Here is a 22914-nt window from a genome sequence, read left to right on the forward strand (position 1 = left end):
GGCATAACGCATAACAATCAGGAGAGGTGATGAGCATCGATCTGACGTTTACAGACCTGAGCGCGCGCGCCGTGCAATACAACGCCCGCGCTTCGGTGGAAGATTTTGACGCCTGCATGGCGGAATACGCCGCGCTGGCCCAGCGTGCCAGGGCGCAGACGCCGGGCATTTACGATCTGCGCTACGGCATGAGCGCCGCCGAGCGCCTCGATCTGTTCCCGGCCAGCGCACAGCCCGCCCCGCTGCTGATCTTTATTCATGGCGGCTACTGGCATTCACAGCGCAAAGAGGAAGCTTGCTCGATGGCCGCCGCGTTTGCCCGCCGCGGCGTGGCGGTCGCCACGCTGGAATATACGCTGGCGCCGGAAGCGACGCTGGCGGAGATCGTGCACGAGGTGCGCAGCGCCGTCGCCTGGCTCTATCATCACGGGGCGCCCTTCGGCATCGATCCGGCGCGCATTTTCGTCAGCGGCAGTTCAGCCGGCGGCCACCTGTGCGGCATGCTGATCGCCGACGGCTGGCAGCAACGCTATCGCCTGCCGCCCGACGCGATCAAAGGCGCGCTGGCGCTGAGCGGCCTCTACGATCTGCGGCCGCTGTGCGATATCTATATCAACGACTGGCTGCACCTGACGCCCGAACAGGCGCAAGCCCTCAGCCCGCTGTTTTTACTGCCGGCGAAATCGCATGCGCCGCAGATCCTGCTCGACGTCGGCCAGCGGGAAACCCAAGGCTTCAAAAACCAGACGCAGGCCTATTATGACGCCTGCCTGGCGCGCGGCCTCGACGTCCAGCTGCTGGCCGATCGCCACTGCAATCACTTTACGCTGGTCAACGAACTGGCCGATGCGGAAAGCGCGATGTTTCGGCAGGTGATGGCGATGATTGACGCCACAGCGCAATCTTAGAGAGGAAAGGAGATAAAAGAGCCGGGGGCTGAGCGCCCCCTGGCGTGCCATCAGCCGTTTTTGCGGCCAATAGCGGAAAAGACGTTGAACACTTCACCCAGGCCGTAAATCGCGCCGAGCAAGACGGCTACCATTACCGGCACCAGGACCACCACGGTGGCCAAGCTTTCAATCATTTCTAACATCGTTCTCTCCTGGTTTATAAGCACAGCGAATCTGTGCCGGAAGAAAAGGTTTCCGGCCAATCGGTTGAGTATCGTGGGGAGGCAGTCTAAAACGTGAGCTACATCACACTTGATGCGAGCTAATGTAACTTACACAATTACATTAACGCAATGCAAAAAATGCTCTGCGCGAAGAAGGAATTGGCGCGGGTTTTTATTGCGTATCCGCTTGATATTGCGGCGAACAAGGGACAAAAGGATAGCCTGCGCGCCGCTCGACCTGCCCGGCCATTTCGGCGATGCTGGTTTGCGCCAGGCTGGCTTCCAGCGCGAGACCGACGCGCGCAAACTCTTGCTCCAGCACCGGGGTAATGGCGTGGCCGATATAGCACGCATCGTTAGGCCGGGTACGGTGCAGCATGAAATACGGTTGATCTTCCACCGCGCGATACACGTCCAGCAACGAGATCGCTTCCGCCGGCCGCGCCAGCAGCGCCCCGCCGCCTTGCCCCATCTGTGAATAGGTCAGCCCGGCCTCCGCCAGCGCGCCGAGGATGCGCCGCACCACCGTCGGGTTGGTGTTGACGCTGCGCGCGATATCTTCGGAACGCACCGTCTGGCCACGGCACAGCGTGATATTGGTCAGAATATGGATGGCAACGGCAAATCGCGTAGAGGTAGACACCTTGGCACCTGCTCAGAGTTTCGTTTATGTCGGATTAAAACATAAGGAAAACGTATCAATTTCCGATAATACACATAATGAGTAGGGATAAGAAGAATGTCAACCTGCCCACGCCCGGATGCGGCGGGGCTCAGGCTTCGGCACGGATTTCCGCCACTTTGTCGGAATAAAATGCCAGATGATCCTTGATCGCCACCACGGCGTTGTAGGGCATTTCATAGCTCCAGGCCACATTGGCCTCCTGCTCGCCGTTAAGCGCCAGGGAGAAATAACTGCAGTCGCCCTTATAAGGGCAGTAGCTGACGTGCTCGTTTTTCTGCAACAGCGCCATATTCACGTCCTCACGCGGAAAGTAAAACACCGGCGGATAGCTGGCTTCCTGCAGAATGAGCGCATGGCGGCTGTCGGCCAGGGTCTGACCGCCGGCACGCACCACGACCCGCGTCGGATGGCAGGTCAAGGTGATCGGGTGATCAGGGCCGGGGATTTTCACCGGTTTGCCGGATGCGGAAACGAGATCGGACATGGCGGCCTCCAGAGTGTGCGCCCCGCCGCGAGGCGTCTTCCCAGTATAGACCAGCGGTTTTGCCGGCGGCCGCGCATTCGGCGAGCAATTACTTTTCAGCGCCGCAAAATTAAGAATTTTTACCTGTTCGATTTTCTTACGGAGGAATACATTCATCTCAACTTCTACCGGCAGGTTAATCGGATTATTTTTAATCCATTAATCAGCCAATTTACCAGGAACTCATTATGAATATTAAACGTGCCGCAGGTGTGTTGGTGGTGGTCATGGCAACGCTTTCCGTTACCGCATGCGGGCATATGTCCAAGCGCGATCGCAACACGGCGATCGGCGCGGGCGTGGGCGCCGTCGGCGGCGCTGTGCTGACCGACGGCAGTACGCTGGGCACCCTGGGCGGCGCAGCGCTGGGCGGCATTATCGGCCACCAGACCGGCCGTTAATCATCCGGTTAAAATAATCTCTGCAGGCCGGCGCTTTTTTAACCCATAAGCGCCAGCCTGTTTTTTTTATCGAGATAAATTCCCTCAGTGAGGGAAAATAATAAATAACGTTAAACGCAGCTTTATTATTCATTAATCTGCGGCGTGGTTATTTATTGCGCCGGCAGCCTGAAGCGCGCCATCGCTTTTTCTAACCGTTCCGACTCGCCCTGTAACCGCTGCGAAGCCTCGGTCACCGCGTTCACCACCGTGCCGGTTTGCCGCGCTACCTGATTCAGCGCCGCGATGCGCGCCGTCACGTCCTGAATGCTCTCCCCCTGATTGAGCGACGCCAGGGAAATGTCCCCCATCAGCGCACTGCATTTGTTCACCAGATCGATAATTTGGCGCAGGTTGCCCGTCAGTAGATCCACCGCCTGCGAGCCTTGATCGATTTGCTGCAGCGAACGGTTGATCAACTGCTGAATATCGCGCGTCGAATGGCTGCTCTTTTGCGCCAACAGGCCCACCTCTTTGGCCACGATGGCAAAGCCGCGGCCGTGCCCCCCGGCGTGCGCGGCCTCGATCGCCGCATTCAGCGCCAGAATATTGGTCTGGAACGCCACGCTGTCGATCAGCGCGACGATGCCGCGCATCTCGGCCGATTGGTTGACGATCCCTTGCATCGAAACATTGACGGTTTGCATCATCCGCTCACCGGCGCCCGCGCACTGCCGGGCCTGTTCGGTTCGTTGGCTGGCCTGCTGCGCATATTGGCCGTTTTCTTCCACCCGCGCCGCCAGTTGCCGCACGTGCTCGGTCGCCAACTGCAATTCGCCGTCCTGCTTCGCCGACTGCGCCGTCAACTGTCGATTGCCGTCCGCCAGCCGCCCGACGCCGTTCAGGATCCCGCCCGCCGCATCGCGCACCTCGCTCACCAGGCGCTGCAGGCCGCCCTGCATATGGCCAATGCTGGTCTGCAGCTGACGCATCTCACGGTTGAACGCGCGCCCAGGCGGCAGCGGCCGCGAAAGATCGCCGGCGGCCAGTACGTTGAGGTGCGCGATCGCCTGCCGCAGCGGTGCGATCACCCAGCGAGAGACGCCGAACCAAACGCCCACGGCGATCAGCGCCAGCGCGGCCAACGCGCCGAGCGCAAAGGTTCTGGCCTGCTCCAGCGCCGCCAACTGCCGCACGTTGACGTCATCGCCACGCCGTTCATTCAGCGCCTGGTAAGCGAGATACTTCTCGTTGAAATCCGCCTGAAACGCCTGGATCGGCACGGCGAAAAACGCATCGATGCTGTTGCCCTGCAATCCTTGCGCCTGCTCTTTCAGGCCGTCATAGAACAGGCGATAGCTGTCTTGCAGGGCGCCCGGCGCTTCCGGCGCATCCGCGCTCAAGCGCTCGAACCGGGCAAAGGCCTGCTCTGAAGCCTGCAGCGCCGCCAACGACTCATCCAGCAGGCTGTGCCAGCTGCCGTCGGAGCCGGTGGCTTTGTCCTGCAGATAATAGATGCCCGCACGGTTCAGGGTGTCGCTGGCCGTCAGTAGCGACAGCCTGGCGCGATCCATCGTCGCCTGCTGGCGATGCAAGGCGTCGCCCGTCACCAGGTTAACCTTGGCGTCGCGCAAAATATTGGAAATAAATACGGTGGAAAACAATTGCAGCAGAGAAAATAGCGCGATAACGCAAATTACGCCGCTTAATAGGCCCATGCTCTTGCCGAAGCCAAACGCGCGCGGCAGCGCTGCCGCAGATTTTACCCTGCGGCCCAGCGTCAGTTTTATGTTCATGATTTTTAGTCAGTAATACCAGGATGCCGCGAGTCTAACGGGCATTGATGACACTAATATTTCAGCCTGCTTTGCGTCGCCCCCGCAGGCCAAGGCGCCCAATAATCGGTATTGCCCGTCAACTCTCATTTTTATTTCTTGACTTGTTTAATACCGGATTTATAGTTTTTCCATTAAACAAGAAACAAAGTTTCATATATTAACCGACGCTGAATTTAATATATGAAACGCACAATAAAATCGTCTCAAATATAAAACCAATGAGCGTAAATGCCCTGTTCACAGGTGAAACTCGCTCGCCTTAATAAACAGTCTACTTTCATCAGGGGCCAGGCATGCGCACGATCACGCTTTGTTTTTTGCTTGTTTCACCAGTGAGTTATGCGGCCACCGTCGCATTGCCCAACGACGCTGCCGCCACCGCGGCACCGGTAAAAAAAAGCCGTCCGGCATTGCCGCATATTCATTGGCAAAGCGAGGATAATAAAAAGAATATTGATATCGGCGGCGCGCTGCGTGCCAATTATCGCTATGAAGACTGGCACAGCAGCAATTATCGGAATCCGCCGCATTTACGCTTTGACGCCTTTCGCATCGATGCCGCCGGCCAGATAAACGACGCGTTTTTCGATAGCGGATTCTGGTTTCAGGATCGGCGCAAATACGCCATCGACCGCGCCTATGTCGGTTACCACCTGTCTGAACGTTCCGCCGTGCAGCTTGGTGCGCCGTTCAAACCGTTCGGCCTGATGCCCTACCCGCAGTTCGGCTGGTCGTACGGCATTCCGTTTTACCTCGGCTTTGGCGTCAACACCGGGCTGGGCGCCAAATACCAATATCAACATGACGATTGGGCCTTCGACGCCGCCTACTACCCGCGCATGATGCCGACCGGCGTGCGTTACGCCCCCGACGTCGCCAGCTACGACGATCTGAAAAACACCAACTATGCGTCACAGCACCTGCAGCGCAACGAAAAACGCGATCAGGTAAACCTGCGGCTGACGCGCGCTTTCCATCAGGGCGGCTGGGACAATGAGCTCGGCGGTTCGCTGGCGGCCTCGCGGCTCTATAACCAGGCGACCGGCGATAACGGCAGCTTCTGGGCGGCGGGTTTACATACGCTGGTGAATTACGATCCCTGGCATCTGTCCGGCCAGGTGATCCGCTACGGTTACGACGCCAAAGGCCCGGCCGGGGCCAACAATTCGGTGATCCTGATGGGGGGCAACGGCCTGACGCCGGCCTATCTGATCCCGTCGCAGGCCACCACCGCCGCCATCAACCTGGCGCGCGACGTCGACGTGCCCTGGGGGCCGGTGAAAAAGCTGCGGTTCTACAACGACTACAGCGTGCTATGGAAAGACAGGCACGGCGGCTCAGATTCCAAAATGAACACGCTGGGGGTTCAGGTGTTCGCCATGCCGGTGATGCTGTGGGTGGATCTGACCTGGGCGCAGAACGCCAACCCGTGGGGCGGCGTGGAAAACGCCACCGGCTGGACCGGCACCCAATCCTCCGGCAGCAATAAATGGTATTTTCGCACCAACGTAAACATCGGTTACTACTTCTGAACGCGGCGGGATCTACACTGAAGCATTGCCGCCAGCCGGGCATGGTCGACGCGCTGTTCGCCCGCGACGCCGGGCTGGTGAACGCCGATCTGCAGGCGCTGAAGCGCCTGCTGGAATCTCGCTCGCCCTCGGTTACCCCTTGACCGACGACACCACGTTAAGCGGCTGGGCGTCCGGCAGAATATTCATGTGCTCCAGCACCTGGGCCATGATCTTGCCGAACACCGGCCCGGCCACCGAACCGCCGAAGTGCTTGCCGGCTTTCGGGTTGTTGACCATCACCACCAGCGCCACCTGCGGATCGCTGGCCGGCGCCACGCCGGCGGTGTAGTTGATGTAGCCGCCGTCGTATTTGCCGCTCGGGCCCATTTTCTCGGCGGTACCGGTTTTGATCGCCAGCCGGTAGCCCGGCACCGCGGCGCTCACCCCGCTGCCGCCCGGCAAGGCGTCGCTCTCCATCATATGCACCACGGAGCGTACCGTATCCGCCGGCAAAATGCGTTGCCCCATCACCGGCGGCGTCACCTTGGTGATCGACAGCGGCCGATAAATGCCGAAGGAACCGATCGCAGCGTACTCGCGCGCCATCTGCAGCGGCGTCACGCGCAGCCCATAGCCGAAGGAGAAGGTAGCGCGTTCGATATCGGCCCAGCGTTCACGATGCTGCGGCAGATAACCACTGCTCTCGTTGCCGATGCCGAGCTCGGTCGGCCGCCCCAGGCCAAAGCTGCGGTAGACCGCCGGCAGCACCGTGGCCGGCAGCGCCAGCGCAATGTGCGATACCGCGATGTCGCTCGATTTTTGCAGCACGCCGGTGATGGTCAGCTTCGACCAGTGGCCGACGTCTTTGATCAGGTGACCGTTCACCCGATACGGCGTGGTGTCCAGCACCGTATCCGGCCGGATCAGCTTATGCTCCAGCCCCACCATCACCACCACCGGTTTCACCGTCGAGCCCGGCTCGAAGCTGTCGCTGCTGCACACGTTGCGAATGTCTTTCGCCGGGGTGCCGGCATAGTTGTTGGGGTTGAACGACGGGTAGCTGGCCATGCCGAGGATCTCGCCGGTGTCGATCTTGACCAGCACCGCACAGCCGGAGTCGGCCTGGTTGGCCACCACGCCGTCGCGGATCTGCGCATAGAGCACGTACTGGATAAATTTGTCGATGCTGAGCGTCACGTTCGGCGGCGGCACCGGATCCACGCTTTTAAGCACGCCGATCACCGCGCCGCTGCCGTCCTTCTGATAGACCCGCAGGCCGTTTTTGCCCTGCAACAGCGGGTTGAAGCCCAGCTCGATGCCCTCCAGCCCCTGGTTGTCCTGGCCGACGATGCCGATCAGCCCGGCGGCGTCCTGGCCCATCGGATAAAAGCGGCTGAAATCCTGCTCGGTGCTGACGCCGGTCAGGTGCAGTTTGCTGATGTAGGCAGCGTTGTCATCCTCCACCTTGCGCGCCAGATAGACGAAACGCTTGTGCGCGTTGCTCTGGATCAGATGCTGCACGTCCGCCAGCGGGATCTTCAGCACGTTGGCCATGCTCTGCCAGCGCTCGTTGCCGGTGTCGGTCTGGGAATCGAGAATATGCTTCGGATCCAGCACGATGTCTTTGGACGACACGCTGACCGCCAGCGCCTCATCGTTGCGATCGGTGATCATGGCGCGGTTGGTCGGCACCACCTGGGTGCGGATCGAACGCTGGTCGGCCTGATCCGCCAGCTGCTGGTGCTCCAGCAGCTGCAGGTAACCGACCCTGAACGCCAACAGAAAAAAACAGACCAGCATACCGGCGCAAATCCAGCCGAAACGAACTGTGGAATAGGTTTTACCGCTTTTTTTGGTCGATGGCGCCACTGTTGTGTTAACCCTGCGTTTTTATTCGGTTTATGGTGTTATTTCAGTCTACCTTGCCGGAAATGGTCAGGAGATTGCAGTTTGTAAGAAAGTAAAAACAAACCGCCTCACCGTTGCACATCGGCACTGTCGTTTAACTGCGGTTTACTTTGCCCCGCATCGCCGGGCTGCGGCGCGTTGGCCGGGTCAAAAATATGGTCGAGGATGGCGCGCGCGGTCGGCCCCGCCACCACGCCGTCGCCGCCGCCGTTTTCCAGGATCAGCGCCATCGCCACCCGTGGGTTTTTGTAAGGCGCGAACAGCGTATAGAAGATGTGATCGCGCAGCCGCACCGGGATCATTTTGGCGTTGTAGGTCTGGTTTTGCTTCAGGCTGAATACCTGCGAAGTGCCGGATTTGGCGGCGATCTGATACGGCGCGGTGTGGAACAGCTTGTACCCGGTGCCGTTCGGCAGATTGGCCATGCCGTACATGCCATTGCGCACGATGCCCCAGTAAGGCGAATGGGGATCGCCGATCTGCGCCGTTTTCGCCGGCGGCGGGTAGCGCGTCACCCGGTTGCCCTGCTGCAGCGAATACAGCAGGTGCGGCGTTTTCACCTGGCCGTTGTTGATCAGCGTGGTCAGCGCTTTCACCATCTGGATCGGCGTCGCCACCCAATACCCCTGGCCGATGCCCACCGAAACCGTATCCCCCTGATACCAGCCTTTTTTGTGCACCTTCAGCTTCCAGTCGCGGCTCGGCAGCACGCCGCGGTACTCTTCGTTCAGATCGATGCCGGTGGACTGGCCGTAGCCGAACTGGCTCAGCCAGTGGTGGATACGATCGATGCCCATCTCATACGCCACCTGATAAAAGAAAGTGTCGGCGGATTCCTCGATCGCTTTGGTGACGTTGAGCATGCCGTGGCCGGTTTTCAGCCAGTCGCGGTAGCGGCGCTCGGTACCGGGCAGCGTCCAGGTCGGGGCGCCGAAAAAGGTGGTGGTGGGCGTGATCACGCCGGCGAACAGCGCCGAAACGGCCATGTAGGGCTTCACCGTCGACGCCGGCGGGTATAAGCCCTGGGTGACGCGGTTGATCAGCGGCAAATCCGAGTTGGTCAGCAGCGCCTTATAGGCCTGATAGCCGATGCCTTTGACGAAAGGATTGGGATCGTAGCTGGGGCTGGAAACCATCGCCAGGATGCCGCCGTCGCGCGGATCTTCCACCACCACCGCGGCGCGCTGCCCCTTCAGCACCGATTCAATGTACTGCTGCAGCGGCAGATCCAGCGTCAGGTAGATGTTCTTGCCGGCCTTCGGCGGCTGCTCTTTCAGCAGGCGGATCACGCGACCGTGATTATCCACCTCCACCTCCTGATAGCCGGTGGTGCCGTGCAGTTCGGCCTCGTAATAGGCCTCGATGCCCTGTTTGCCGATGTTGCGGTCGGCGGCATAGTTCTCGCTCAGCCCGGCCTTGTCCAGGCGTTTGAGATCGCTGTCGTTGATCTTCGACACATAGCCCAGCACGTGCGCCAGTTGGGCGCCGTAAGGATATTCACGCTGTTGATAGGTATCGATCGTCACTCCGTCGAAACGGTATTGATTGACGGCAAAGCGCGCCACCTCGGTGTCGCTCAGCCCGGCTTTGAGCGTCACCGGTTTGTAGCGGCTGTTGTGGTGCATGTCGTCGCGAAACGCGCTGATGTCCTCCGGCGTCAGGTCGACGATCGGCGTCAGCGCCTGCAGCAGTGCCGCCATGTCGCTGATTTTGCTGGGCGTGATCTCGATACGATACAGTGTCACGTTTCGCACTAAAGGCGTGCCGTTGCGATCGAAGATCAGCCCCCGGCTGGGGGCGATCGGCAGCATTTTGATGTCGTTCTGGTTGGAGCGCGTCTGGTAAAAGCCGTGCTGGCGGATTTGCAGCCGGTAGAGGTTGACGATCAGCGCGCCAAAACAGACCACCACCAGCGCCAGCGCCACGCCTGCCCGGTGGATAAACAGCCTCTCTTCCGCAGAGTGGTCGCGAATTGTTTCTTTTAACAGGGCCATGCGGTGCCAATACCTTTTGCGTCACATTTCCCCGCAAAATCAGGGAACTGAAAAGCCGGCAAGCATAGCGTTATCGGGCGCACCGCCCCATGAAAAGGTTGCTAATGAAATGGCATAACTGTTTCAGCATATTGGAATGTTACCGGCGGCGTTTTTTTCACCGCGCTTCCCATTGAGCCGCCGTTCGCCCCAATGCTACAATGTGATCTGAATCACAATATTCCCGATATTCCCCCGCATTTCCCTGTCGGCGCCCTGCCGGATGCGGCTTTTTGTTACATAGGATCGAGTTCGATGAGTACCATTGCCACCGGTTTAGTCATGATGCGCTGGGAGTTGCTGAGCGCCGTGATGATGTTCTTCGCCAGCCAGTTAAACGTCGTTTGCCGTAAAACCAGCCGTAACGGCATGGCGTTCATGTTCAGCAGCCTGGGCCTGTTTACCGCCTGCTGGTTCGTGATGGGCCTGATGGGCATCCACCTCACCCTGGAAGCTTTCACCCAATTCTGGTCATCGGCCTGGGATCGCTATGTGGACGTGGTCAGCACCATGCCGGTCGATTGGCCGATGCCGTAACCTCGCCGCGGGGGCGGCGCACCGGCCGCCCCGCCGATTATTCCGTTTCCGTTGACGGCGCCGCCGCCAGCCGCGCCATCAAGGCCCCCGCCTCAATCAACAGCGCCTGCTCCCGCTCCGTTAAACAGCTCTCCATCGCCGCCAGCAGCCACGCCTCGCGCCGGGTACGGCTCTCCTGCAGCAGGCCCAGCCCGGCGGGCGTCAGGCGCACCCGCACCCGGCGTTTGTCTTCGGCATCCGGCGTGCGCACCAGCAGCCCATCGGCCTCCAGCTCACGCAACGCGGCCGCCAGATTTGAGGAACGCATGCGCTCCGATTCCGCCAGCAGCGACGGCGTCGCCTCGCCGCCGTGGCGATCGATAGCCCCCAACAGCATCAGCTGGGCCCAGGATTTTTCGTCGCTGCGCGATTCGCGCCGCATACGGCGCACCAGCGACATTAACTGCGTGCGCAGCAGCGTCACGTCTTCAGGGTGATCTTTTTTCATTGGCATCAATCTAGCGTTCAGTTTATCTCTGCTTTCACACCGCCGGATCGCGCGGCTCTGGCTTAACCCAATTACCTATGATAATATAGCTATTAATATATAGCAAAAAGACACTGCGTCGGCAGGGTTACGTTTGCTCACGCATTGCCTCTCGCCGATTAATTTGCAGTGTTATTATTATTTTGCTCAATAAATCCCTCCTTATTCAACGTGGTACGGTAAGCCGATGGAAGCGTGGAAAGTCAATCTGATCTCGGTCTGGCTCGGGTGTTTCTTCACCGGGCTGGCGATGAGCCAAATCCTCCCTTTTCTGCCGCTGTACGTCGAACAGCTCGGCGTCAGCGATCACCAATCCCTCAGCCTGTGGTCCGGGCTGGTGTTCAGCGGCACCTTTTTGGTCTCGGCGGTGGTGTCGCCGCTGTGGGGCAGCCTGGCCGACCGCAAAGGCCGCAAACTGATGCTGCTGCGCGCCTCGCTGGGCATGGCGATCGTCATCGCGCTGCAGGGGCTGGCCACCAACGTCTGGCAGCTGTTCGCACTGCGCGCCCTGATGGGGCTGACGTCCGGCTATATTCCCAACGCCATGGCGCTGGTCGCCTCGCAGGTGCCGCGCGATAAAAGCGGCTGGGCGCTGGGCACGCTTTCTACCGGGCAGATCTCCGGCGTGATCGCCGGGCCGCTGCTGGGCGGGCTGATGGCCGACCATCTGGGGCTGCGGGTAGTGTTTTTCGTCACCGCCGGGCTGATGTTCGTCAGCTTCCTGGTGACGCTGTTCCTGATTAAAGAGCGGCGCATCACGGTGAAAAAAGCGGATCAGCTGAGCGGCAAGGCGGTGTTCCGTTCGCTGCCCTATCCGACGCTGATCCTCACCCTGTTCGTTTGCACCCTGATGATCCAGCTGGCCAACTCGTCCATCAGCCCGATCCTGACGTTGTTCATTCGCGAGCTGTCCGGCGACGTCAGCAATATCGCCTTTGTCAGCGGCATGATCGCCGCCGTGCCCGGCATTGCAGCGCTGATCTCGGCGCCGCGCCTCGGGCGGCTCGGCGATCGCATCGGCACCGCGCGCATCCTGATCGCCGCGCTGCTGTTCACCACCGGCCTGTTCGCCGTGATGGCCTGGGTCAATACGCCGCTGCAGCTGGGCATTCTGCGTTTCCTGCTCGGCTTCGCCGACGGCGCGCTGATGCCGGCGGTGCAGGCGCTGCTGCTGAAGTATTCCTCAGATCAGGTAACCGGGCGCATCTTCGGCTATAACCAATCCTTTATGTACTTGGGCAACGTGGTTGGCCCACTGCTGGGGTCGGGCATTTCGGCGATGATGGGGTTCCGCTGGGTGTTCGCCGTGACGGCGGTGTTGGTGCTTTGCAATGCGCTGCAGCTGCGCCATCAGTTCAAAAAAGTGGAGAGCCAACGCGCGGGATAACGGGGAATGCGGGGAAACGCCTCAAGCAGTGGCGGGACAATGACGCCCATCAACCGTGCCACCACTGCCAAAGGCGGCCGTAGCCTACTCGACGCGGCGATCGTTTGGTATTTATGTAAGTAAATAAAGTGTTGCGGGCGTGTTGAGGGCCGCCGCAGCGGCCCTTGCGGATCAGAACATGGTATTGTCGTTGGCCGATTTTTCCGGCACATCCTGATTGACGTCCCAATGCTCGGTGATTTTCCCCTGATCGTTCACCCGGTAAATATCCACGCTGGCAGTGCCGCGATCCTGCGGGTTATTTTGGTATTTGACGTGAACGTAGACCAAATCGCCGTTGACCGCGCTGCGGTATATTTTGGCGCTGTACTGCGGATTGTCTTTAAAGGTCTGGCTGAAGAAATCCAGGAACGGCTTGATGCCGTCGCCGACGAACGGGTTATGCTGCTTGTAGTTTTCCACAATCAGCTTCTGCGCCACGCCGATGTCGTGGCGATTGAAAAAGCCCGCGTACAGGTCTTCCACCACCTTCAGCTTCTGCTGAGCATGATGATAACCGCCTTTGCCGGCCGATTTGTCAGACGCCGCCTGATCCGTCGACAGCGCCGGGTAACTCGCCAACAAGCCGCCGACGATCGCACAGGTGATCAATGCCTTTTTCATAACTGCTCCTTATTTTCCTGAGTGACCTACGATTTTCAGCTGCCCTTTCAGATGGGTGAAGCTACCGTCCTTGGCGGCGATGTTGGTGTACACCTCGCCGCGCTCAAAGTCCTCGATATGCGTCACGTTGTCGCCGGACTGCGGCTCATGCCAATAGACCATATAGACCTTTGGCCGGATCTCCACCGCGGTGTACTGCACGGTGTCGGTGATGCCCTGCGACGCCTCACCGATACCGGTGAACGTCATGGTCTTGTCATCGGTAAAATCCAGCTTGAAGGCGAAATCGCCGAAGGTCACCTGCACCACTTTACCGACCGCAATGAACTGCCCGTGTTTTTCCGTCATCGTTGCCGCCTTACTGTTAGTCAGGGAGGGTTGCGCCGCCGTAGCGGCGGGTAATGCGAGGGGGAAAGTCAGGGCTATCGCCAGCGCGATGCCCGTTCTCTTCACTGTTTTCATCGTTCCTTCTCCTTTCCGTGGTTGAAAACGAGAATCATTATCATCACTTGGCGATGGCCAGAAATATAAGAATAATCTCTATTCCTATCAGGCACCTGGCGGCGAAAAAAGACGGCGAAAAATCGCCGCGGAATGGCATGGCAATAGCGCATTCTGGCCATTGGTTTTTACGCAATGAACGGAATTTCTGCTTTCAGGAAGGGAAACTGCTCGGAGATTTGATGGGTCTATAGCGCAGATCGCTTTAAGCTAATGCGTATTTGTTCTTAAGCCGCCCCCCCCGAAAGGCGGTGGCGAACGGCGTCGCGTTTAACGCAGCCAGGGCGTATGGGTGACGCCGACCAGCACCCCTTCCGGGCTGAGCAAACGGGTAACGCTCTGCCCCCACGGCTCTTCGCGGTTGGCGACCAACAGCCGATAACCGCGATCGACCAGCCCCTGGGTGGCGGCCGCCATGTCGGCCACGTCGAACTCGATCCACGCCTGCGGCAGCGCGAGATCCGCCGGCCAGCGATCGTCGCCAAAGCAGGACTGCGCCGCCTGCGCCAGCGGCCACAGGGCGAAATGCTTTACGCCGTCCAGCGCGCCTTGCTCCGACAGCAGATAGGTTTCGTTGCCCGGCATCGGCTTGAGCGGCAGCCCCAGCGCCTCGACATAAAACGCCTTGCTCTCGTCGCTCTCACGCGTGATGGGCCCGAATCCGGCGACAAACAACACGCCCAGCCCGGCAAACTGTTGATCCATGCTGCACTCCCTTTCGGTTAGCGCCCCTGCCGCACCTGCAGCGGAGCAAATCCATAGGCCGCCTTGAAGCGGTTGCTGAAGTGGCTGGCGGAGCTGAAGCCGCACGCCAGCGCGATCTCGGTGATCGGCTGTTGGCTGTGCCGCAGCAGCCGTTCCGCCCGCTGCAGCCGTGCGCGCATCACAAACTGGTGCGGCGCCAGCCCGGTGGCGTGCTTGAACATGCGGGCGAAATGGTATTCGCTCAACCCGGCCTGCGCCGCCAGATCCGCCAACAGCAAAGGCCGATCGAGGTGGTTTTCGATATATTCCCGCACCCGCCTGGCCACCGCAGGCGCCAGGCCGCCGCGCGCCTGCGGCAGCTTCCACTGCAACTGACTGTAACGCTGGATCAGATGCGACATCAGCAGGTTCGACGCGCTGCTGAGCGCCAGCAGATTGGCGCTGTCCCGCCAGTCGCAGTTGAGCAAAAATTGGCGATACAGCAGCGTGATCTGCGGATCTTCGCCGAAGCTGCGCGGCTCTACGTTGATCGCCGCCGGGCTGCGATCCCAGGTCTGCTCCGCCAGCTGCCGCAGATGCCCGTCGGTGCAATACAGGTGCACGAACGACAGATCGCTGCGCACGTCCCAGGTGGAGGCGTATTGGCGCGGCATGATGCAGAACCGATCCGGCCCGCCGCCGTTGCGCCAGCCGCCCGGCACCTGCTGGTAGCACTCATAGCCGTCGGCGACGTACAGGCTCAGGGTATGGTGGTCGGCGCTTTCCTGCGTGACGCGATCGTTGCAGTTGGACCAGGCGGCCAGCTCCACGCCGGTGCCCAGCAGCACGCTGCCGTGCAGCCGCGCCTTGTGCTCACGCAGTGTTTCAAACGCCTGATAGTTGGACATCGCCGGCCCCGTTGTTCGACATGCCGACAGTGTAAAGAGTGGCGCCGCCGCATACCAGCCGCCGCCCCGCGCTTTTGGCAAAAAAAGCGCAAGAATATGCAACTGGCCGCAAAGCGCTGCAAGCGCCGCCGCGCGCCAAAGCGGATACTGCGCCATCGGTTTTTTCGGAGTAACAAATAGAATGAATGCGCTGTTGTACCTCGCCGTAGTGCTGATTTGGGGCACCACCTGGATTGCGATCACCCTGCAACAGGAAGGCCCGGTGGCCATTCCCGTCTCGATTGCTTACCGCTTCGCCATTTCCGCCGCGGTGATGTTCGCCGTGCTGTTGCTAACACGCCGCCTGCGCCGCCTCGCCCCGCGCGATCATCTGTTCTGCGTGCTGCAGGGCTGCTGCGTATTCGGCTTCAACTTCTTCTGCTTCTACCACGCGGCGGCCTACATCAGCAGCGGCCTGGAATCGGTGATCTTCTCGATGGCGGTGTTGTTCAACGCCCTCAACAGCCTGCTGTTTTTCCGCCAGCGCCCCAGCCCCAACCTGCTGCCGGCGGCGCTGCTGGGTTTGACCGGCATCGTGGCGCTGTTTTGGCAAGATCTGGCCGCCACCCGCATGGCGCCGGAGCTGCTCAAAGGCATCGGCCTGAGCGCGCTCGGCACCTACGGCTTCTCGCTGGGCAACATGATCAGCACGCGCCATCAGCGCCGCGGGCTGGATATCTTTTCCACCAACACCTACGCCATGACCTACGGCGCGCTGCTGATGGCGCTGATCGCCTTGGCGCAGGGCGCATCGTTCCAGATCGAATTCAGCAGCCACTATATCGGCTCCCTGCTGTACCTGGCGATTTTCGGATCGGTGATCGCCTTCGCCGCCTACTTCAGCCTGCTCGGCCGCATCGGCGCCGGCGCGGCGGCTTACAGCACCCTGCTGTTCCCGCTGGTAGCGCTGACCATCTCAACGATCTACGAAGGCTATCAGTGGCACTTCAACGCCGTGCTGGGCCTGTGCCTGATCCTACTGGGCAACCTGGTGATGTTCGCCAAGCCGGGGCTGAAATGGCGACGGCCAGGTATCTCAAAACAAAACTCAACCCTTTGAAGCCATTGGCGAATATCGTTATCATCAGGTTTTGTTGATAACGGATGATGGCAAATGCTCAGAAGTGATGATGTGACACCCCGCGCCTACAAACAGGTGGACGTGTTTACCCGTACGCCGCTGCAGGGCAACCCCGTGGCGGTGGTGCTGGAGGCCGAGGGGCTGAGCAGCGCGCAAATGCTGGCATTGGCCCGTTGGACCAACCTTTCGGAAACCACCTTTGTGCTTAAACCGACGCACCCGGCGGCGGATTATAAGGTGCGCATTTTCACCACCGAAAAAGAGCTGCCCTTCGCCGGCCACCCAACGCTGGGCACCGCCCACGCCCTGCTGGAAGCCGGTTTGACGCCTAAACGGCCTGGGATGGTGATGCAGGAATGCGGCGTCGGCCTGGTGGCGGTCGATATCCAGCAGGAAGGTACATTGGCGTTCGCCGCGCCCGAAGTTGAGCTCCGCCCAATGGCGGCTGAGGAAACAGAACGGCTGATGGCCGCTTTACGGCCCGCGGTGATGGCAGCAAGCCCTCTGCCGGTGATTGCCGAGATGGGCATTCGCTGGCTGATGGTGCGCCTGCCGGACGCACAATCCTGCCTGGCGGTGACGCCGGATCAGGCCACGATTAAACGCCTGCAAACGTCTTGCAATGTGGATGGCGTGGTGATTTATGGCGCCTGCTCCGCAACCGAACCGGCCGATTACGAAATGCGCGCGTTTATGGTGGAATGCGGCGCCTTGATTGAAGATCCGGTGACCGGCAGCGCCAACGCCTGCCTGGCGCGCTTATTGAAGGCCAACCACTTTCCCGACGGCAGCCAGACCGCACAGGGTTACCAGGTGCGCCAGGGCACCCAACTGAATCGAGATGGCCGCGTGAGCGTGCGCTTTATTGACGGCGAACCCTGGATCGGCGGGCAGTGCCGCACCCTGATTGATGGCACATTGGGTATTTAGTTTGGGGTAACAGGTTGGAGGGAGTGGTTTTATCTGTCTATTCGGCTTGCCCTAATGAGGCTCAGTAATTATCTCTCGCTGAAAGAAGTTCAGCTAGCGGGGGTTAATTTTAAAGAGTTTTTGTTGAAATTATTGCATTAATAATACCAACTGATTAGCTCCATCAAAGGATAAAATATTATCACAATTCAATTTAACGTCATTACTTTCAAAATCACAGCTAAATATGTAGTTCCAACCAGGAACACCCCAATATGCAGTATCAATGTTACTCAACCCAAAGCTAGTTTCACAGATCACACAAGGGTTAACCTTTCCATACCAAAACAATACGTGTGAACACTTTTCAAATGTACTGCCTTTTAACCACTCATTTATTCTAACGCATTGATTTTCATCATCATTATCTAGCATCTCCTGCACATTTATCAATCTGTGATTTAATTTTGAAAAATCCAGATGCCCAGCTATCCAAGGAAGAGCGGATAATTTATCAAATAGTGCCATAGATGGAGAAAGGTTAATCGTAGCATAATGCTGGGAAACCCACTCATTGATTATATTGTCATCAATAAATTTCATAAAGTATTTTCTCAAATAGATTTAAACATCATTCGTCAACGGTTTCTCCCAATAAATGATTTTCTCCATTTCCCTTTCTATATCATCCATATCATCCAGCCCTAATTCATAACTAAACTTTTCAGAAATAACCCCTCTTACTTTTGATAAGCGGCCAGTAACATTATTTTTATCAATAAACTGCGTAGTTTCCTCACAATATGCATTTCTCACCTTCTGACTTACCTCCCCACTTGCATCGGTATAATAATGCCGTGCAATGTTCCGCAATGATATCAAAATAAACTCAACCTCAGACAATATGTCCATTGCTTCATGGCCAGATAGAACTATTCTCTCATTTTCTTTATTTAGTTTCATTTAAAAAATCACCCATATTAAAAAATAAACTCTTCCATTGTTCAAGGCGCCCCTCAAACTCATCTATACTTGAAACAGTCATAGACTCCTCGGTGTATTCATTAAAAATCTCCACGCCATTAGGTTTAATAGTTATAGTATGAGAGTTTCCCGTCTCCTCCCAAAAAGGCAGGACTCCGGACCTCACAAGTTTACAGGCTTCAATAAACTCATTGACACCATAAAAACTTCTTTGGATATCATCCATTATAAAGTCAGCTAGTATTCTATAATCACTATTGGCTTCTATAGATGGATAACCGTCATCACCGATAAAAAACCTCATGGTAATCCTCCATGTTCTTTATTTCCTCATTCAATGCCTGCACCTTCAGCAATCAAACTATCACCATTTCCTCAGGTTTTAGCACATTGACCTTCAGTCGGAATCCAGCGCTTGAATCTATAGCAACCGTTGAATCATGTAATATGGTTGCAGAAACGAAGGGGTTGGAGTTTTCCGAGTAAACAACCCAAACTAGTTTTTCTTCGCGATCCAAATAAGCGATAAAACCTTCTGAACCATAACTCCCCTCCCCTAAGCATAAGTATCCACCACAACTCAAATTAATTTTTTTTATTACATCAACAGTAGTAACCTCATTTTTATTTTCTTCATAGAACTCACAAAAATCGAAACATCCCGATTTAGATACTTTAGGCGTGGGGTAGGATATGATATCGATCAACTCAGCTCTACCATCTGAAAAATACAGAGCATTTTTAATCGGTAACTCACCAGCTTTCCACAGTTTAGTGATTACATTCTTCATTTTTTATGGACACCTCTTAGGTCGGCTATTGAGCCCTTTATCCGGAATCACACCGCCAGCTTTAACATTTCTGCGGTCTTTGAAACGCTCTTGGAATTTTTGCTGCCATGTTTTTCCTGTCGTAGATGAAGGATGAACAGCATTAGGGTCAACTCGTTGAACAGCAACTTTTTCTACACCTACTTCCAAAGCAGCATCTAACCTTCTATTATCATATGTGACTAATTGGCCATCAACCTCTAATACATTTAGAGGAGAACGCCCCCAATCCCATTCTCCTTTTTTCATGATCTCGGCATAATCATTTGCAGATATTGTTCTCTGTGAGAAATTGATATCTGATGGATTAACCCATTCAATACTCAACCCAAACGGATCCACCCACATCAGCGGGTTCGGCGCATACTGATACAGGTTCAACCCGCCGCGTAACCCTATCGGATCCTGCGTGGTGAAACGCCCCACCTCGGGTTCGTAGTAGCGGAACAGGTTGTAGTGCAGGCCGCTTTCGTCGTCCTGATATTGCCCGGCGTAGCGCAGCGGCTGCTGATACTGCGCGCCCTGCCGCTTCGCCGCGCCGGCCACCGTCTGGCCCTGCAGCTTGCCGAAGGTGTCGTATTGCCCGGACCAGCACAGGTTGCCCGCCGCGTCGGTCACCTCCAGCGGCGCGCTGTTCAGATCGGTGTGATACCAGTAAATATCCGCCGAGCGGCTGTCGCCCGCCTGCTCCAGCGCCGCCAGTGGGCTCCACGGGCTGGCCGGATCGTAGCTCCAGCTGCGGCGGGCGCTGCTCCTGCAGCAACCGGTAACCCTGCCACAGGAAACGGGTCGTCTGTTCGGTTTTGCCCTTGTAGCGCACCGCCTTGCGGCTGCGGCGGCCCAGCGCGTCGTAATGATACTGCGCCTCGAATTCGCCCTGCGGGCCGCGGCCATGCGCCTGCACCAGCCGGTTGTCGGCGTCGTAGCGGTAGTGCTGTTCATACAGGCCGTTGCGCCGGCTGATCAGGTTGCCCCAGGCGTCGTAACGGTAAAACAGTTTTTGCCAGTGCGTCAGCCGGTTATCGGCGATCGGCGCCAGCGGCAGGTGCGCTTCGATGTCGTTCTGCGGACTGCGCTCGCCCAGCAGGTTATCCGCCAGATCGTACACCAGCCGCGCGCCCGGTTTGCCCTGATTGGGCTCGCGGTGTTACAACAGATTGCATGCTCTACAATAAACACTTGGAATATTAATTTTCTATGATTCTTTATTTTTAAAGAGCTGAAGATTATCTATTCACATTTTAATTTTTCATATCAATTAGATGTTACCTGAAAGCAGACCATTATAAAAAAGTTACTCATTAGCTACCGACAGACAACACTTAGCCCTCCCTTGCTTTATTGAATTCATTGCCTCCCATGAAAAACCGAGAAAATTGAGCATACGATTGCGACTAAACAGAGAATCGCAATGGTCTGATATGCCAATCCAACCCTAAAAAAATGCTCTGTTTTAATCATTAAAAAAGCGCCACATTAATTCAAAGTTGAGCACCTTTTTAGTACATTTTTTATTTAACCAAAAGCAATAGAATCAATGCTTCGTCACCAAACGAGATAGCCCCCTTATTTATAGCCTCTACCGCCAATAAAAAATTATATCTAATATCGTCAGACAATGAATGTATTCCATTGATTTTCATCAGCAAATATTCATCCTTATCTAAGTGTATACTAGTCATCCCATCATCAGGAAATCTAAGACTATTTAAACAGTCAACCAAAGCGTTAAAGTTATTCCCATAAAAATCGGGAAAACCAAAAACCCTATTCATTTCATCATGAAATTCATCATCCGTATTTATTTCTGAAAAATCAACAACCACCCGTTTAAACTTCATCATTTCCACCCTGAAAGATCTATTTCTATAAAGGAATCATAATGATCATGACTGTAGTAAGCTTTCCCTGTCGTTTTATCAAAAACAATACGTCTTGTACCTCGATTACCAACACCAGGGGTCTTAACTGTCCATTCTCTATATGGCCCACTACCTGTATCTAGTCGTTGGCTATTCGGTGATATACGATAACTATTTTCAAATTCAATACCATTCCTTGCATAAGCTGGCCTATTCAATTTGATATTGTCTACTGTTTTATGTAACTCCTTGATTTCTTTAGGGGTAATATCGTGTCCCCATTTATCCTTTATAGCAGCGTGAGCCTGCTTAGGATTTTTAGCAGAATGGCTACATGTCAACCCAAACGGATCCACCCACATCAGCGGGTTCGGCGCATACTGATAAAGGCTCAACCCGCCGCGCAACCCTATTGGATCCTGCGTGGTGAAACGCCCCACCTCGGGTTCGTAGTAACGGAATAGGTTGTAGTGTAGGCCGCTTTCGTCGTCCTATTCCTATCTCAGCGAGCGAGTTTCAAACTTTAATATTTGCTTTTCAAATACCATTGGGTAATGGTGGGATGTTTTTTCAATGAGTTTATCAACCTCTTCACCTGTAAACCTTGCAACTCCACTCAATAAGTGAGAATTATTATCTTCACTCACTGCTGTTAGAATGAAGTATCTCTCTGATGTCAGAGTTTCGCCAAAGTGTAATTTACAAGAAATACTACACTCATCATCATACGAATTTATCAACCCTAACAGTGAATCATCCTCACAAACTAAATCCGCCTGCAAGAATAAATAAACCCCACCACCACTATATATTGCTTTATAAATCCCCTCACAGTTAGAAGGCTCACATCATCACTAACCTCAACCATATCAATAAAATAGTTTCTATTATTAAAAATAATATCTTCTTTTTTAATTACATTTTTCTTTAGTTCCATCAAACCGTTTTTACCCACAGCTCTTTTTATACTTTTTATTTTGTCACTTACGTTATCCACATAATAGTCATCATCAAGGAATACAATCATTTTAACCTTAAAGCTATTTATTGTTTCCCATAACTTTTTTATGTATAGCTCATATTCGTCGCTTGAGAACACATTAACCAGAGAAAAATCCGTGTCTTTTACTGAGACACCAATTTTTTTTAAACTAGCTTTTGCATCAGTAATCAGCTTTATTCTCATTAGAAGCACCTATCACTTTTATTCCTTGGTCGGCCTTTCTCATAGCACGCAACCGCCCGCACCGTTGCTGGCTTCCCGGCTATTACCCGTTACTCTTTTAACATACTCAAAATACAGCCGCTCTGACGTGCGTCTTTTGCCTTCAGCTAGAGTATAACGGCACCACAAAAACATACTAACTCATTGTTTTAATTATTGTAAAACTCGGCACTCTTGCTAAATTCACGGCACGCTGACTGCCCAACCATCAGAGAACGAGATGACGGCTAATTGTATCTGGCTGAGGATTAGCTGACGCAAAACGACTTGGTCGACCAATCGCTGGCGATCAATGTGATGTCCGGCAAGGTGATAAAACAGCTACAGCAATGGAATATACTTGCGTACCGACAAGTAACGATTATAAATCCCATCTAATAACGGATAAAAACAACCGGAAGGATCGAGCAACCCTTCCGAATTTTATCAATTTTTTGATGTTATATAAAAATTTATTTTGGCCTCATTGAATTTAACATCCCCAATATTTCCTCTTCAGTTTTCTCATATGGCGGTTTCCATGTGGGAAAATCTTTTTCTATCCACTCATCATACTCTTCAGGAGACAATCGATTTTCTAACTCCTGATATAAATACTTTCTTGTTCTGGATAATTTGTCTAACACATCACATTGATTAAAGAAAAGCAACAATGCCGATGCCGTTTTTCCGCTTTTATCGAACCCAGAGCCTATTTTATCTATAACAGTAACAATCTCTTCCAAAGATATTAAAATCTCTTTTAGATCATTAGTACTTCCTGAGTTATTCTCTCTCATAATT

27 protein-coding genes and 2 pseudogenes are annotated in these 22914 nt (G+C 55.4%); 8 read left to right on the plus strand and 21 right to left on the minus strand.

Annotated elements, in window-relative coordinates; all coding sequences use genetic code 11:
• Window positions 1-29 precede the first annotated feature (29 nt).
• Window positions 30-908, plus strand: a complete 879-nt coding sequence (locus tag ACSBQQ_RS06375) for an alpha/beta hydrolase (protein ID WP_060387739.1) — start codon at window positions 30-32, stop codon at window positions 906-908.
• A 50-nt stretch (window positions 909-958) separates the two neighbouring features.
• On the opposite strand, the gene ACSBQQ_RS06380 is transcribed toward ACSBQQ_RS06375, so the two are convergent.
• The 3 genes from ACSBQQ_RS06380 to ACSBQQ_RS06390 form a co-directional block, all read right to left on the minus strand.
• On the minus strand, window positions 959-1093 hold the full coding sequence (locus ACSBQQ_RS06380; RefSeq protein ID WP_033643027.1) for an AcrZ family multidrug efflux pump-associated protein: 135 nt from the start codon (window positions 1091-1093) through the stop codon (window positions 959-961).
• Between the two features lie 193 nt (window positions 1094-1286).
• On the minus strand, window positions 1287-1757 hold the full coding sequence (locus ACSBQQ_RS06385) for an Rrf2 family transcriptional regulator (protein ID WP_033648278.1): 471 nt from the start codon (window positions 1755-1757) through the stop codon (window positions 1287-1289).
• Window positions 1758-1887: 130 nt separating this feature from the next.
• On the minus strand, window positions 1888-2283 hold the full coding sequence (locus tag ACSBQQ_RS06390; RefSeq protein ID WP_060428106.1) for a DUF427 domain-containing protein: 396 nt from the start codon (window positions 2281-2283) through the stop codon (window positions 1888-1890).
• A 227-nt stretch (window positions 2284-2510) separates the two neighbouring features.
• On the opposite strand from ACSBQQ_RS06390, the gene osmB reads away from it, so the two are divergent.
• The gene (gene osmB / locus ACSBQQ_RS06395) at window positions 2511-2723 is read left to right on the plus strand and encodes an osmotically-inducible lipoprotein OsmB (protein WP_033648276.1); all 213 of its coding nucleotides are present in this window, start codon (window positions 2511-2513) and stop codon (window positions 2721-2723) included.
• A 152-nt stretch (window positions 2724-2875) separates the two neighbouring features.
• On the opposite strand, the gene ACSBQQ_RS06400 is transcribed toward osmB, so the two are convergent.
• Window positions 2876-4420, minus strand: coding sequence for a methyl-accepting chemotaxis protein (locus ACSBQQ_RS06400; protein WP_170310553.1), 1545 nt, complete (start codon window positions 4418-4420; stop codon window positions 2876-2878).
• A gap of 413 nt (window positions 4421-4833) precedes the next feature.
• Here ACSBQQ_RS06400 and ACSBQQ_RS06405 point away from each other — a divergent pair, with 413 nt between their 5' ends.
• Window positions 4834-6072, plus strand: a complete 1239-nt coding sequence (locus tag ACSBQQ_RS06405; protein WP_033648275.1) for a hypothetical protein — start codon at window positions 4834-4836, stop codon at window positions 6070-6072.
• Complete coding sequence (locus ACSBQQ_RS06410; protein ID WP_071883812.1) at window positions 6030-6215, plus strand: hypothetical protein; 186 nt, start codon at window positions 6030-6032, stop codon at window positions 6213-6215. Before ACSBQQ_RS06405 ends, ACSBQQ_RS06410 begins: the two co-directional genes overlap by 43 nt.
• Here ACSBQQ_RS06410 and ACSBQQ_RS06415 read toward each other — a convergent pair.
• Together ACSBQQ_RS06415 and mrdA are read right to left on the minus strand one after the other, a co-directional pair.
• Window positions 6205-7923, minus strand: coding sequence for a penicillin-binding transpeptidase domain-containing protein (locus ACSBQQ_RS06415; protein ID WP_033634500.1), 1719 nt, complete (start codon window positions 7921-7923; stop codon window positions 6205-6207). The genes ACSBQQ_RS06410 and ACSBQQ_RS06415 overlap by 11 nt on opposite strands.
• Window positions 7924-8030: 107 nt before the next feature.
• Entirely contained in the window at window positions 8031-9956 is a 1926-nt protein-coding gene (gene mrdA, locus ACSBQQ_RS06420) for a penicillin-binding protein 2 (protein ID WP_033648274.1), read from the minus strand.
• 294 nt (window positions 9957-10250) lie between these two features.
• Between mrdA and ACSBQQ_RS06425 the strand changes: the two genes are divergently transcribed.
• Window positions 10251-10532, plus strand: coding sequence for a YjcB family protein (locus tag ACSBQQ_RS06425; RefSeq protein WP_033634498.1), 282 nt, complete (start codon window positions 10251-10253; stop codon window positions 10530-10532).
• A 37-nt stretch (window positions 10533-10569) separates the two neighbouring features.
• Here ACSBQQ_RS06425 and ACSBQQ_RS06430 read toward each other — a convergent pair whose 3' ends face one another.
• A complete protein-coding gene (locus tag ACSBQQ_RS06430; RefSeq protein ID WP_039566201.1) occupies window positions 10570-11019 on the minus strand; it encodes a MarR family winged helix-turn-helix transcriptional regulator in 450 nt (149 codons plus the stop codon).
• 226 nt (window positions 11020-11245) lie between these two features.
• On the opposite strand from ACSBQQ_RS06430, the gene ACSBQQ_RS06435 reads away from it, so the two are divergent.
• Window positions 11246-12445, plus strand: coding sequence for a multidrug efflux MFS transporter (locus tag ACSBQQ_RS06435; protein ID WP_039566203.1), 1200 nt, complete (start codon window positions 11246-11248; stop codon window positions 12443-12445).
• A gap of 171 nt (window positions 12446-12616) precedes the next feature.
• Here the strand turns inward: ACSBQQ_RS06435 and ACSBQQ_RS06440 are convergent, their stop codons facing one another.
• From ACSBQQ_RS06440 to ACSBQQ_RS06455, 4 genes are all read right to left on the minus strand, one after another.
• Window positions 12617-13108: a nuclear transport factor 2 family protein gene (locus ACSBQQ_RS06440; protein WP_033648272.1), complete on the minus strand. Its 492-nt coding sequence runs from the start codon at window positions 13106-13108 to the stop codon at window positions 12617-12619.
• 9 nt (window positions 13109-13117) lie between these two features.
• Window positions 13118-13570 (minus strand): MoaF-related domain-containing protein, encoded by a 453-nt coding sequence (locus ACSBQQ_RS06445; RefSeq protein WP_204275775.1) that lies wholly within the window; start codon window positions 13568-13570, stop codon window positions 13118-13120.
• 309 nt (window positions 13571-13879) lie between these two features.
• Window positions 13880-14314: a glyoxalase/bleomycin resistance/dioxygenase family protein gene (locus ACSBQQ_RS06450; RefSeq protein ID WP_049212371.1), complete on the minus strand. Its 435-nt coding sequence runs from the start codon at window positions 14312-14314 to the stop codon at window positions 13880-13882.
• A 17-nt stretch (window positions 14315-14331) separates the two neighbouring features.
• Complete coding sequence (locus tag ACSBQQ_RS06455; protein WP_033634491.1) at window positions 14332-15201, minus strand: helix-turn-helix domain-containing protein; 870 nt, start codon at window positions 15199-15201, stop codon at window positions 14332-14334.
• Between the two features lie 181 nt (window positions 15202-15382).
• Between ACSBQQ_RS06455 and ACSBQQ_RS06460 the strand changes: the two genes are divergently transcribed.
• A complete protein-coding gene (locus ACSBQQ_RS06460; protein ID WP_043147447.1) occupies window positions 15383-16300 on the plus strand; it encodes a DMT family transporter in 918 nt (305 codons plus the stop codon).
• A gap of 54 nt (window positions 16301-16354) precedes the next feature.
• A complete protein-coding gene (locus ACSBQQ_RS06465; protein WP_039566209.1) occupies window positions 16355-17251 on the plus strand; it encodes a PhzF family phenazine biosynthesis protein in 897 nt (298 codons plus the stop codon).
• A 129-nt stretch (window positions 17252-17380) separates the two neighbouring features.
• Here ACSBQQ_RS06465 and ACSBQQ_RS06470 read toward each other — a convergent pair whose 3' ends face one another.
• The 10 genes and pseudogenes from ACSBQQ_RS06470 to ACSBQQ_RS06515 all read right to left on the minus strand — a co-directional run bounded on the left by ACSBQQ_RS06470 (window position 17381) and on the right by ACSBQQ_RS06515 (window position 22910).
• Window positions 17381-17833 (minus strand): hypothetical protein, encoded by a 453-nt coding sequence (locus tag ACSBQQ_RS06470; protein ID WP_154632415.1) that lies wholly within the window; start codon window positions 17831-17833, stop codon window positions 17381-17383.
• A 21-nt stretch (window positions 17834-17854) separates the two neighbouring features.
• Window positions 17855-18193: a hypothetical protein gene (locus ACSBQQ_RS06475; RefSeq protein WP_060428107.1), complete on the minus strand. Its 339-nt coding sequence runs from the start codon at window positions 18191-18193 to the stop codon at window positions 17855-17857.
• A complete protein-coding gene (locus ACSBQQ_RS06480; protein WP_049199484.1) occupies window positions 18180-18518 on the minus strand; it encodes a hypothetical protein in 339 nt (112 codons plus the stop codon). Before ACSBQQ_RS06480 ends, ACSBQQ_RS06475 begins: the two co-directional genes overlap by 14 nt.
• A 52-nt stretch (window positions 18519-18570) precedes the next feature.
• A complete protein-coding gene (locus tag ACSBQQ_RS06485; protein ID WP_072269923.1) occupies window positions 18571-19005 on the minus strand; it encodes a hypothetical protein in 435 nt (144 codons plus the stop codon).
• Window positions 19006-19008: 3 nt separating this feature from the next.
• A pseudogene (locus ACSBQQ_RS06490) lies at window positions 19009-20191 on the minus strand (RHS repeat-associated core domain-containing protein); the annotation flags it as partial.
• A 364-nt stretch (window positions 20192-20555) separates the two neighbouring features.
• Complete coding sequence (locus ACSBQQ_RS06495; protein ID WP_060428113.1) at window positions 20556-20888, minus strand: barstar family protein; 333 nt, start codon at window positions 20886-20888, stop codon at window positions 20556-20558.
• On the minus strand, window positions 20885-21268 hold the full coding sequence (locus tag ACSBQQ_RS06500; RefSeq protein ID WP_230201612.1) for a ribonuclease domain-containing protein: 384 nt from the start codon (window positions 21266-21268) through the stop codon (window positions 20885-20887). Before ACSBQQ_RS06500 ends, ACSBQQ_RS06495 begins: the two co-directional genes overlap by 4 nt.
• Window positions 21242-21397: pseudogene (locus ACSBQQ_RS06505) on the minus strand (RHS repeat-associated core domain-containing protein); the annotation flags it as partial. The pseudogene ACSBQQ_RS06505 and the gene ACSBQQ_RS06500, both read right to left, overlap by 27 nt.
• A 275-nt stretch (window positions 21398-21672) precedes the next feature.
• The gene (locus tag ACSBQQ_RS06510; protein ID WP_060428115.1) at window positions 21673-22092 is read right to left on the minus strand and encodes a hypothetical protein; all 420 of its coding nucleotides are present in this window, start codon (window positions 22090-22092) and stop codon (window positions 21673-21675) included.
• Window positions 22093-22583: 491 nt separating this feature from the next.
• Window positions 22584-22910, minus strand: coding sequence for a hypothetical protein (locus tag ACSBQQ_RS06515; RefSeq protein WP_072269922.1), 327 nt, complete (start codon window positions 22908-22910; stop codon window positions 22584-22586).
• Window positions 22911-22914 lie beyond the last annotated feature (4 nt).

Origin of the sequence: Serratia sp. G204Y (genome assembly GCF_051172435.1) — a bacterium.
Lineage (GTDB): Bacteria > Pseudomonadota > Gammaproteobacteria > Enterobacterales > Enterobacteriaceae > Serratia > Serratia sarumanii.